At 66.0% G+C, this 11974-nt stretch carries 10 protein-coding genes; all 10 read left to right on the top strand.

Annotated features, from left to right (window positions below):
* The first annotated feature begins 37 nt into the window (after positions 1–37).
* The 10 genes from ACT17R_RS13905 to ACT17R_RS13860 all read left to right on the top strand — a co-directional run bounded on the left by ACT17R_RS13905 (position 38) and on the right by ACT17R_RS13860 (position 11917).
* The gene (locus ACT17R_RS13905) at positions 38–1432 is read left to right on the top strand and encodes an amino acid permease (RefSeq protein WP_341682446.1); all 1395 of its coding nucleotides are present in this window, start codon (positions 38–40) and stop codon (positions 1430–1432) included.
* A gap of 159 nt (positions 1433–1591) precedes the next feature.
* Positions 1592–4324, top strand: coding sequence for a DUF3857 domain-containing protein (locus ACT17R_RS13900; protein WP_444809621.1), 2733 nt, complete (start codon positions 1592–1594; stop codon positions 4322–4324).
* Between the two features lie 365 nt (positions 4325–4689).
* Positions 4690–5058 carry a BlaI/MecI/CopY family transcriptional regulator gene (locus tag ACT17R_RS13895; protein ID WP_286750758.1) on the top strand — a complete coding sequence of 123 codons (369 nt, stop codon included), beginning with the start codon at positions 4690–4692 and terminating at the stop codon, positions 5056–5058.
* A complete protein-coding gene (locus ACT17R_RS13890; protein ID WP_444809620.1) occupies positions 5055–6785 on the top strand; it encodes a M56 family metallopeptidase in 1731 nt (576 codons plus the stop codon). Before ACT17R_RS13895 ends, ACT17R_RS13890 begins: the two co-directional genes overlap by 4 nt.
* Before the next feature lie 155 nt (positions 6786–6940).
* Positions 6941–7870: an MBL fold metallo-hydrolase gene (locus tag ACT17R_RS13885; protein ID WP_444809619.1), complete on the top strand. Its 930-nt coding sequence runs from the start codon at positions 6941–6943 to the stop codon at positions 7868–7870.
* Positions 7867–8469, top strand: a complete 603-nt coding sequence (locus ACT17R_RS13880; protein ID WP_341680446.1) for a DUF4230 domain-containing protein — start codon at positions 7867–7869, stop codon at positions 8467–8469. Before ACT17R_RS13885 ends, ACT17R_RS13880 begins: the two co-directional genes overlap by 4 nt.
* 80 nt (positions 8470–8549) lie before the next feature.
* The gene (locus ACT17R_RS13875; protein ID WP_058812895.1) at positions 8550–9263 is read left to right on the top strand and encodes a hypothetical protein; all 714 of its coding nucleotides are present in this window, start codon (positions 8550–8552) and stop codon (positions 9261–9263) included.
* 94 nt (positions 9264–9357) lie between these two features.
* A complete protein-coding gene (gene nadA / locus ACT17R_RS13870; RefSeq protein ID WP_058812896.1) occupies positions 9358–10347 on the top strand; it encodes a quinolinate synthase NadA in 990 nt (329 codons plus the stop codon).
* A 925-nt stretch (positions 10348–11272) separates the two neighbouring features.
* Positions 11273–11527: a GlsB/YeaQ/YmgE family stress response membrane protein gene (locus tag ACT17R_RS13865; protein WP_058812925.1), complete on the top strand. Its 255-nt coding sequence runs from the start codon at positions 11273–11275 to the stop codon at positions 11525–11527.
* A 117-nt stretch (positions 11528–11644) separates the two neighbouring features.
* Positions 11645–11917, top strand: coding sequence for a GlsB/YeaQ/YmgE family stress response membrane protein (locus ACT17R_RS13860; protein ID WP_058812897.1), 273 nt, complete (start codon positions 11645–11647; stop codon positions 11915–11917).
* Positions 11918–11974: the final 57 nt, after the last annotated feature.

The raw sequence follows: 11974 nt of genomic DNA, 5'->3' as shown, positions 1-11974 counted from the left end.
GTAACACGCCATATCGTGACACAGGGGAGTGTGCCGCATGTCCGACAGCCTATTTCGCCGCAAGGCGATCGTTCCCGACGCGCATGAGCACAAGCTCGCGCGCACGCTCGGCTGGCCGCATCTTGTCGCGCTCGGCGTCGGCGCGATCGTCGGCACCGGCATATTGACGCTGATCGGCGTCGGTGCCGACAAGGCTGGGCCCGCGGTTATCCTTTCGTTCGTCATCGCCGGACTGATCTGCGCCTGCGCGGCGCTCGCCTATGCCGAAATGGCGACGATGATCCCCGCGTCGGGCAGCGCCTATACCTACAGCTATGTGGTGATTGGCGAACTGATCGCGTGGATCGTCGGGTGGAGCCTGATCCTCGAATATTCGCTGGTCGTCAGCGCGGTCGCGGTCGGCTGGTCGGGCTATGCCGCGCCGCTGCTCCACGAATGGGCGCGGGTGCCGCAGGAATTGATGCAGGGCCCCGAACTCGGCGGGATCGTCAACCTGCCGGCGATCGCGATCATCGCGGTGGTCGCCGGCATGCTGCTCTATGGAACGCGCGAGAGTGCGACCGTCAACGCTATCCTCGTGCTCGTGAAGATCGTCGCCCTCGCGGTGTTCGTGGCGGTCGCGCTGCCCGCCTTCGACGCCGCCAATCTCGAACCGTTCAGCCCGTTCGGCTTTGCCAAGCATATGGGGCCTGACGGCGTCGAGCGCGGTGTAATGGCGGCGGCGGCGATCATCTTCTTTGCCTTCTATGGCTTCGACGCGATCGCGACGGCCGCCGAAGAGGCGAAGAATCCCGACCGCGACCTCAAGATCGGGATCGTCGGATCGATGATTGCCTGCGTCCTGATCTACATCGCCGTCGCGGTCGCCGCGGTCGGCGCAATTTCCTACAGCCGGTTCGCGAACAGCCCCGAGCCGCTGGCGCTGATCCTGCGTGAACTCGGCCAGCCGCTCGCTGCCCATTATCTGGCGATTTCCGCAGTCATCGCGTTGCCGACCGTGATCCTGGCCTTCTTCTACGGTCAAAGCCGTATCTTCTTCACCATGGCGCGCGACGGCCTGTTGCCCGCCAGCCTAGCGAAGCTGTCGGCGCGCGGGACGCCGGTGCGGATCACGATCTTCACCGCCGCGGTCGTCGCGGTGCTGGCGGGCTTCATCCCGCTCGGCGAGCTGGCGGCGCTGGCCAATGCGGGAACGCTCGCGGCCTTTACCGCGGTGTCGGTGTGCATGCTCATCATGCGTCGCCGCGCGCCCGACGCACCGCGGACCTTCCGCGCGCCGATGCCGTGGGTGGTCGGCGGCATCGCGGTGCTGGGGTGCATCTATCTTTTCTTCAGCCTGCCGGCAAAGACGCAGCTGTGGTTCCTCGTCTGGAACATCGGCGGTCTGGCCGTCTATTTCCTTTATGCGCGGGGCCGCGCCGTCGCCGGCTGACCAATAGATCCATGCTGGCATGGAATGGCGGTTGCATCGCGCCGTCAGCCCATGCAGGCTGGAATTTATTTTGGGGCATTTGATTAGGGGAAAAGGCCGATGGCCGGATGGGGACGTGTTGCTGGTGTAGTTTTACTGATTGGTCCGGCCGGGTCGGCGTTGGCGGGCGAGCAACCGCTCTATCAGCCTGCCCCCGACTGGGCGCAGGCCACGACCTTGCCCGACGCTGCACCGGGCGGTGGGTTGCAGGTGCTGGATATCGAACAGCGTGTCGATGGCGCGACGGTCTGGAACTACACCGACACCGTCATCAAGCTCAACACACCCGAAGAACTGGCGCAGAACAGCAATGTGACGGTCGGCTGGGCGCCGGACAAGGGCGATCTGATCGTCCACGAACTGTCGATCATCCGCGACGGGCAGGTGATCGACGCGCTGGCGGGCGGCCAGAAGTTTACCGTATTGCGCCGCGAAGAAGCGCTCGAACAGCGCGAGCTGACCGGCATCCTGTCGGCCAATCTGCCCGTCGAGGGACTGCGCGTGGGCGACATGTTGCGGCTGCGCATGTCGATTACCAACAAGGATGACGCGCTGGGCGGCCGCGCGCAGCTGGCGGTGCCGCTGATCGCCGAACCCGCGCGCATCGGATCGGGCAGCTACCGCCTGTCCTGGCGCGCCGACGACAAGCTGCAATGGAAATCCTTCGCCAATGGCGTCACGCTGAAGCCGGTGCGCAAGGGCGCCTATTACGAGCTGCCGGTCACCCTGCCGATCGCGAAACAGGCGGAAATGCCGTCGGACGCGCCGATGCGCTTTCGCAGCCCGCCGCTGATCGAGGCATCGACCTTTTCGGGCTGGTCCGACGTGTCGAAGGTGATGGCGCCGCTGTACGCGACGGCCGGCACCATCGCGGACGACAGCCCGCTCGCCGCCGAAGTGGCGGCGATCAAGGCGGCGACGACCGACCCGCTCGAACGCGCCGCCAAAGCCTTGCAACTCGTGCAGGACAAGGTCCGCTATCTGGCGGTGGGCATGGACGGCGGCAATTATGTGCCGCAGACGCCCGCGAAGACATGGGACGTCCGCTATGGCGACTGCAAGGCGAAGACGCTGCTGCTGCTCGCGATGCTGCACGCGATGGATATCGACGCCGAACCGGTGCTTGCGCATGCGCAGCTCGGCGATGCGGTGGCGAGCCGCCTGCCCACCGCGCTGGCTTTCAATCATGTCATCGTCAAGGCGACGATCGGCGGCGAGCCGCTGTGGCTCGACGGGACGGGCCTTGGCACGCGGCTCGCCGATATTCGCGATACGCCGGCCTTTGGCTATGTCCTGCCGGTGCGCGCCGAAGGGGCGGAGCTCGAGAAGATCGCGCTGCGCCGTCCGGCGCGTCCGACGATCGACCTCGCGCTCAATGCCGACGAAAGCACCAGCATCGACCTGCCGTCGGTTATCAAGGTCGACATGGTCGTGCGCGGCCAGCTCGCGAGCCTGCTTACCCTGTCGACCGCGCAGCTCGGTCCCAAGGAGCAGGAGGATATGCTGAACGGCCTGCTCCAGAATTTCGTCGGGCAGGCACAGTTCGACAAGCTGGAAGCCAAACCCGACGCCGCGGACGGCAGCGTGACGATCACCGCGCGCGGCGTGTTCGGATCGGGGTGGGAGCGCGAGGATAATCACAGCGAGCGCTGGCTATCGCGCGTCGGCAATCTGATCGAATTTTCGCCCGACCGCGCGCGCGCTTCCTGGGCGAATATCCCCGTTGCGACGGGCGCGCCCGACTATGCGCATTATCGTTTGCGCGTCCGGCTGCCCGACGGCGGCCGTGACTACAAGATCGAGGGCGAAGGTGCGCTCGACGCGCGGCTCGCCGGCGTCGATGTCAAACGCAGCGTGACGATGGCCGACGGCTATGTCGTCGTCGACGAGGTGCTGGCGAGCAGCGGCGTCGAAATCGCGCCGGCGGATGTCGCGGCCGAGCGCGACCGCGTTGCCACCGTCATCAGTCAGACCCCGCGACTGGTCGCGCCCGAGGATGCGCGGCGGCGCTGGAACCTGAAAGGCGCACCATCGACGTCGCAGCTCGACGCAGTGCGGTCGATTTATGCGGTCAACGCCGCCAAGGCCGATGAGGAAAATGTGTCGGCGCTAATCAGCGAAGCGTCGTTCCAGCGCGGCATCGGCGATTACAAGGCAGCCGAGCAGACGCTGACCCGCCAGATCGCGCTGCAGCCGTCGGAGGACGCCTATCTGTCCCGGTCTGGGGTGCGCAAGGAATTGGGGAATATTGCGGGCGCGCTTGCCGATGCCGAAGAGGCGCGCAAGCTTGACCCCTCGTCGCTGGGCGCGATCGGGGCTGTCGCGATGCTGACCGCCGAAAAGGGCGATGTCGCCGCGGCGACGCGGATGTTCGACGATCGCATCGCGCTTGGCGGCAAATCGAAAAGCGACCTCCGGCTCGCCAAGGCTGCGATGGTGGGCGAATTCGGCGATCCCAAGGCCGCGATCGACGAACTCGATGCGCTCGTTGCGACAAAGCCCGGGTCGCCCGACCTGCTCAACGCGCGCTGCTGGGTGAAGGCATCGCGCGAAGTCGCGGTCGACAGCGCCCTCAAGGACTGCACCTCGGCGATGGAGCTGGCGGACAGCACGGCGCATATTCTGGACAGCCGCGCGCTGGTGTGGCTGCGCCTCGGCCGCAACGACGATGCGCTGCGCGATCTCGACGCGGCGCTACTGCAGGTGCCGTCGCTCGCATCGAGCCGCTTCCTGCGTGCGATCGTCTACCAGCGGCTGGGCCGCGCCACCGATGCCGCGGCCGATCTTGCGATCGCGCGCCAGCTGTCGCCGTCGACCGAACGCGATTATGCGCGCTTCGGGCTGAAGCCGTAACAACAGCGAAATCGATGCGGGAAATGCATCCGGGGGGCGGGGCCTGAAGGCCGCTCCGCCCCCCGTCTGCGTCGGGGGCAAGTGGGGATGTCCCGGTGGGGGCAGGGGGCATCAGGGACCAGACCGATGCCCCCCACCGCTCCATTGAGCGGAACACTCGGGAACATATCTTACTATACAAGTGCCGTGCCATTTTCGGGCCGGCGCGCAAATCGGCGGGTTGCGCTGGTTAGCGATTTCTTACCGCGCCGCAGACTTGTCAAAAATCCCGACACCGGCCGTAAAAATCCCGTTCATCGACCGTTCAGTCAATTGACTACATTTGTAGTCGCATAGATTGTCGCAGCCGAAGGGAGGGGTTCACCGTGGCGGAACGACCAAGCGAATCCGAAATGCAGGTGCTGGCCGCACTGTGGGACGACGCCCCGCAGACCGCGGCCGATCTGACCGCGCGCGTCGGCCGGGCGAATGGCTGGACGCAGGCAACGGTCAAGACGCTGCTCGCGCGGCTCGTACAGAAAGGCGCCGTTGCGGCGGAGGCCGACGGCCGGCGTTATCTCTATCGTCCGGCGGTCGATCGCGACGCGGCGGTGGGCGACGAGTCGCAGCGTTTCGTCGACCGCCTCTTCGGCGGCCGCGTCAGCCCGCTCATCGCGCATCTCGCCGACCGCGAAGCCCTGACCGACACCGACATCGCCGAGATCGAGGCGCTGCTCCGGAAGCTCAAATCATGAGCGGCGCGACCATCCTCCAGATATGGGGCGACACGCTCGTCACCACCGCTCTGCTCGTCTTCGCGGTGCTGCTGGTGCGCAAGCCCTTCGCGCGCCAGTTCGGTCCGCGCCTGACCTATGCGCTCTGGCTCGTGCCGGCGCTGCGGCTGGTGCTGCCGCCATTGCCCTTGGCCGATCCGGTGGCAGCGCCGGCCGCGGCCAACGTCCCGGCCGATGTGATGCTGATCGAGGCGGCCGACGCGGCGCGGACAATCGGGACGCCGGCGGCGATGCCGCAGCCGAGCTGGGGGCTGGCCGACGCGCTGCCGCTGCTGTTCACCTTGTGGATGGCGGGCGCGCTGTTGCTGATCGCGACGGCGATCGTGCGGCATATGCGCTTCCGGCGGCTGGTACTGGAGCAGGCGGTCGCGCTCGAACCGATCGGATCGATCCGTCTCGTCATGAGCGGCGCCGTCGATGGTCCCGTCGCCTTTGGCCTTTTCAGCCGATATGTGGCGGTACCCCACGACTTTTTCGCCCGCTACGCCGCCGAAGAGCGCGCGCTGGCGATCGATCATGAACTTGCGCACCATCGCCACGGCGATCTGTGGGCAAACAGCGCCGCGCTGCTGCTGCTCGCCTCGCAATGGTTCAACCCGCTCGCGTGGCGCGCGATCCGGGCGTTTCGTTTCGACCAGGAGGCGGCGTGCGACGCGCGCGTGCTGACGATAGCCGATACCGCCGAACGCCGCGTGCGCACCGCCCATTATGCCGCCGCGATCGCCAAGGCGGCGGTCGGTGCGCGCCTGTCACTTGCCGCCCCGATGGCGGTTCACGATAATCTGCAGGAGAGGCTGACCATGTTGACGCAGCAGGATATTTCGAAAAAGCGACGCCTTGCCGGAAAGCTTCTCGTCGGCAGCGCGACGCTGGCCGTGCTCGGCGCGACCGCGACGCTCGTCCCCGCCGGGACCGCCACCGCGCATATCCAGGACGCCGGCGTGATCGCGCCGCCCGCGCCGCCGGCTCCGCCCGCCGCGCCCGAAGCGCCGCCGGCCCCTCCCGCACCTCTTGAACCGGTTGCGGACGGTCCGCACCATATCATGATCGTCACCACCAAGGGCGATGGCGAGAGCGAAACCGTGACGACCTCGGCCGACGGCACGCGGCGCGAAGTGAACCGCGTGGTCGTGCGCCAGATCGCGGATGGCGACGGCAAGGCGGCGCGTGTCACGCTGGCGCCCGGTACCGGAGAGGGACGGCGGTTCGAGCTTCACTTGCCGGGGAATCTGTCGCGCGAGGACATTCTGGCGACGCTGAAGGAACAGGGCATCAGCGGCGCGCGCGCCGAGGCCATAGCGGACAAGCTGGAAGCCAAGCGCACCGAGCGCTTCCGCACCGCGCTGGCACCGATGCCGCCGATGCCGCCACTCCCGCCGATGCCTCCGATGGGCGAAGGCGCCTGGCGCTCGAAGGATGGCAAGGCGATGGCGACGGCCACCTGCAAGGACGGGCAGAAATCGGTTCGGCTGTTTTCCAGCGACGAACAGGAACAGGGCGGCCGCAACCGCATGGTGATGATGGTGTGCGGCGATGCCGGGGCGAGCAAGGCCGATCGGGTCGCGGCGCTCAAAAAGGCGCGCGACCGGTTGGCGGCCGACAGCCGTAGCGCGATGTCCGGCGAAATGCGCGCCAAGGTGATCGCCGACATGGATCGCGCCATAGCCGAGGCCGAAAAGGGCCAATAACCGGATCAGCTTTGACGCCGGTCTTTGCTCCCCGGTTGGGATCGGCGGCAGGGGCGGGGAAAGGGAGCGCGGTTCTTCCCCGCTTCCTTTCTCCGCCCCCCCTTTGCCCTTCTTTCGGCGGGCGCGGGCTTTTCCTTTCGCCCGCGCGATGCCACATGGGAAGGGTGAGCGAAGAAAAACCCTGGCCCGACACGATCCGTGCCGGCGACTGCGAACAGCATGAGCCGCTGGTGCGCCGCGTGCTTGCGCCCAATCCGTCCCCCTATACCTTCACCGGCACCCAGACATGGATCGTCGGTGCCGGGCGCGATGTTGCGATCATCGACCCCGGCCCCACGGGATCGGGGATGAGCATCGGCGATCCGCCCGACGCGAATGGCGCGGGCCATGTCGATGCGATTTTGCGCGCTGTTGAAGGACAGCGCGTGGCGGCGATCCTCTGCACCCACACGCACCGCGACCACAGCCCGGCGGCAGCGCCGCTGAAAGAGGCGACGGGTGCGCCGATCATCGGCTGCGCACCGCTCGCGCTTTCGGACGATGGCCCGCGCGCCGATTCGGCCTTCGATCCCGATTATGCGCCCGACCGGGTGCTGACCGACGGTGAGCATATCGCGGGCGACGGCTGGACGATCGAGGCGGTGGCGACACCGGGCCATACGTCGAACCATTTATGCTATGCGCTTGTCGAAAGCGGCGCGCTGTTCACCGGCGACCATGTCATGGCCTGGTCGACGAGCGTCGTCAGCCCGCCCGACGGCGACATGGCCGCCTATATGGCGAGCCTTGCCAAGCTCTATGACCGCGACGACCGCGTCTATTATCCGGCGCACGGCCCGGCGGTCGCAAAGCCCAAACAGCTCGTCCGCGGCATGCTGGGGCATCGCAGGCAGCGCGAGCGCCAGATATTGCGGGAACTGGAAAAGGGGCCGCGCGTCGTCCCTGATATGGTGAAGCATATGTACAAGGGACTCGACCCCCGCCTGACCGGCGCCGCGGGCCGATCGGTCCTCGCCCATCTTCTCGACCTCGAAAGCCGCGGCCGGGTGGCGCGCGACGCGGACTGCTGGCGTCTGGTGGCATGACCAGGGGATCGTTCCGCGTCCTGATCGTCGCGCTGCTGGCGCTCGCCATCTTTCTGGGATGGCGCGCGTGGGATGGGTGGCAGAAGAGCTATGATCCGCAAACCGTGGTCGCGGCGAGCCTGCAGGGGCTTCAGGAGCAAAATGTCCTCGTGCCCTTCACCGCGCGCTATGTCGCGGTCGTGACCTCGACGCAGAACCGGCTGGGGCTGGAGGCCAAGAAGACGCTGATCATGCCGGGGACGGTGCGGTACGAGGTCGATCTTGCCAAACTGAAGCCCGCCGATCTCGACTGGGACGCGGCGACCAACGCGCTGACCGTCACCTTGCCGCCGCTGCGCCTAGCAGGGCCGGAAATCGACATCGATGCGATCAGCGAATATCGTGACGGGCTAATCCTTCTGACGCTCACCGATGCCGAACAGGCGCTCGATGCCGCCAATCGCAAGGCGGGGCAGGCCGAATTGATCAAGCAGGCGCGCGGCGACACGCCGATGCGGCTCGCCGAAAATGCTGCCCGGACGGCGATCGAACAAAGCTTTGCGATGCCGCTCAAAGCCGCGGGGATCGACGCCAAGGTCACGGCGCGCTTCGGGCGCTGAGCCTCACCGAAATTTCGGCTTTCGTCCGCGCGGGCTTCACGCTAGCTTCCGCCGCCTGTCCGGCCGGAGGGGGGTATGGCATGGCAACGACCGCAAATCGCGCGCTCGCCGGCGAGCGTTTCTGGCAGCGTATGGCAATCGGCCTCGCGCTTTTCATCTTCGTCGCATTCGCCCAGTTCGCATTTCGCGGGCTGGCCGATCCGGTAGCCGCACCGATTTGGGTGCATCTGCACGCGCTGGCGATGTTCGGCTGGCTCGGGCTTCTCGTCGTCCAGCCTCGCCTGGCGGCGGCGGGCAACCGGACGCTGCACCGCCAGCTCGGCTGGACCGGCGCCGCGCTGGCGACGATCATCGTCGGGCTTGGCATCTTCACCGGCTTTGCCGCGGTGATCCTGCACCGCCAGCCGCCCTTTTTCACCGCACCCTATTTTCTCGCGCTGACCGCAATCGAAGCGATCGCGTTCGGGTTGCTTGTCTATGCTGCGATCCGCCGCCGCCGTGCCACCGACTGGCACCGGCGCCTGATGCTGGGGGCGACGATCATCGTCCTCGAACCGGCGCTTGGGCGCGTCTTGCCGCTACCGCTGATGATCGGCTGGTCCGACATTCCGATCGGCCTCGTCGAACTCGCGGTCGTCGGCCTGATCGCGTTCCATGACCGCCGCACGATCGGGCGCGTGCACCCGGCGACGATCCGGGTCGCGCTCGCGGTGGTGCTAACCCGCATTGCGGTCTACTCGCTCGCATTGGCACCGCCGGTCGAGGAGCTTGCGCGGCGCCTTGGCGGCGGCTGACCAGCCGCGGCCGGCATAAGCCGCGGCGGGCGCGTTTGCCCTCGCGCTGACGGCGGTGTAGGGAGCGCCCGACAAGCACCGACAAGGAACCGCCATGACTGCTCCCGTCCGCGAAAATCTCTCCGGCCTCGACCTGCGCGCCGAGATCGATCGTCTGCGCAAGGAGCGCAATGCGGTGATTCTGGCGCATTATTACCAGAAGCCCGAAATTCAGGATCTTGCCGATTTCGTCGGCGATTCGCTCGAGCTTTCGCGCAAGGCGGCCGAGACCGATGCCGATGTCATCGCCTTTTGCGGGGTCAAGTTCATGGCCGAGACGGCGAAGATTCTCAGCCCCGAAAAGATCGTGATCCTGCCCGATCTCGACGCCGGGTGCAGCCTGGAGGACAGCTGCCCGCCCGAACAATTCGCGCGGTTCCGCGCCGCCCATCCCGACCATATCGCGCTGACCTACATCAACTGCTCGGCGGCGGTGAAGGCGCTCAGCGACGTTATTGTGACCTCGTCGAGCGCCGAGACGATCATCAGCCAGATCCCGCCCGAACAGAAGATCATCTTCGGCCCCGATCGCCACCTCGGCGGCTATCTGAACCGCAAGTTCGGGCGCGACATGCTGCTCTGGCCCGGCGTGTGCATCGTCCACGAAGCCTTCAGCGAAACCGAGCTGCTGAAGCTGAAGGCGCAGCATCCGGACGCGCCGGTCGCGGCGCACCCCGAATGTCCGCCCTATATCGTCGATCATGCCGATTATGTCGGATCGACCAGCGGCATCCTGCAATTCGCCAAGACCTTCGACGGCGATACGCTGATCGTCGCGACCGAACCGCATATCATCCACCAGATGCAGCTCGCGCTGCCCGGGAAGAATTTCATCGGTGCGCCGGGTGCGGACGGCAACTGCAACTGCAACATCTGCCCCTATATGGCGCTCAACACGATGGAAAAGCTCTACATCGCGCTGCGCGACCTGAAGCCGCAGATCGAACTCGACGAGGACCTGCGCCTTGCCGCGCGCAAGAGCCTCGACCGGATGCTCGAAATGGCGTCGGGAACCGTCGGCAAGGGCGATCTGGGCGCTCGCTGAGTCGCGAGTCGGCGTCGCGCGGGGCGAGTCGGATCGGCGAGTCGTCGCTCAAACCGCCTCTAGGCGAATCCGAAAATGCTGCAGCGCTGTTACAAAAATGCTGCCCCGAATCCGCTTGTTGCTAATGCCGGACTTATCCACAGAAGGCGGCGTGTGCTGCGCGCGAAAGCGCGTTTTTTATTTGGCGCTCCGCGGCCTTCATGTCAGCTTCAAATCATCGGACGACAGAGACGTCGGACCGCCGGGACACGAAGGGTGGTTGCAAGACTAGCCAGAAGAGAACGGGCCGGTTGACGAGGAAATTGACCGATAGCTCGATCACGGAACGCCGCGATTCCCACGAGTTGAGGCGAACCTGATCGGGTACGGGAAAGCAGACCGTCGCTTGGACGGCGACCGCTTCGGCGGACGCGCAGACCGGATGACGAAGGGCTTTCCGGGTGAGGCCGGCCCCCGAAAGGGGGCCGACCGAACCATCGCCGGATCGAGCCGGCGCGCGCCGCGACGCATCGTTTGGCGGGCTGCTGGTCGCCAGGCCAGCGGTTCGGGATGAAGCGGAACGGACGCGCAACGATCGAAACCGGATAGTGGGGGTTGGCAGCGATGTCGGCCCCCATTTCGTTTGCGCGGTGCGCATTTCGCTGCCGCTGCCTGCCTTCGGCACTTTTTTTGGCGCCTGTGATGTCTGTCACAACCGCGGCGCACCAATCCCCCTAAATCCCGTCCTGCGACCCGGAGCAGTTCCCCGACCGGAACTGATCCCACTGTCCCGGCCGTGACCTTTCGGGGAAGCGGCCGGGAACTTTTCGCCCTCCATCGACATTATGATCGCATCGTTGAAGCGATGTCGCACCGCGACCGGCCGAGCGTCGGAACGGGTGCCGCATCGATGTTCGACTGTGTCCAAGGAGGAGATTGCAACATGATCGGCATTATCATCTGGCTCGTTGTCGGCGGTGTGGTCGGCTGGCTGGCAAGCATCGTCATGCGCACCGACGCGCAGCAGGGCATCCTGCTCAATATCGTTGTAGGCATCATCGGCGCCTTCATCGGCGGCCTGCTGATCGGTGGCGGTTCGATCAACAACGCGATTACGCTGTACAGCTTCCTCGTGTCGCTGCTGGGTGCGATCATCCTGCTGGCGATCGTGAATCTGGTGCGCCGCGGCAGCGTCCGCTGATCCCTATGGCGGCGTCCTTCGGGCCGCCGCCAATTCGTTAGGCAATCGGGGCTGTTCGCGTTATCAAGCACATACCCGCAGACTGGCGGGCAACAATGATCGTAGGGGGTCAATGTCATGATCGATTTCATCATCGCTATCGTCGTGGGCGGCATCATCGGCTGGCTTGCCAGCATCGTAATGCGTACCGACGCACAACAAGGCATTTTCCTGAATATCATCGTGGGCTGCATCGGCTCTATTCTGGGTCGGTTTCTGCTCGGCGGTCTGATCGGCGGCGGCCATTTGCGTGGTGACGCGTTCGATCCGAAGACGTTGCTGACGGCCTTTCTGGGCGCCGTGATCCTGCTTGCCATCGTCAATCTGGTCCGGCGGGGCAGGGTGCGCTGAAGCGCTGAAACCGACATAGCTCCAAAGCGGAGCGAAGGCTCGAAAAAGGGTGGTCTG

Origin of the sequence: Sphingopyxis sp. Q841, from assembly GCF_052384365.1 — a bacterium.
In the GTDB taxonomy this organism is placed as follows: Bacteria; Pseudomonadota; Alphaproteobacteria; order Sphingomonadales; family Sphingomonadaceae; genus Sphingopyxis; species Sphingopyxis terrae_A.
The sequence above is the reverse complement of the archived record's forward strand: the minus strand, read 5'-3'. Positions and strand labels throughout refer to the sequence as shown.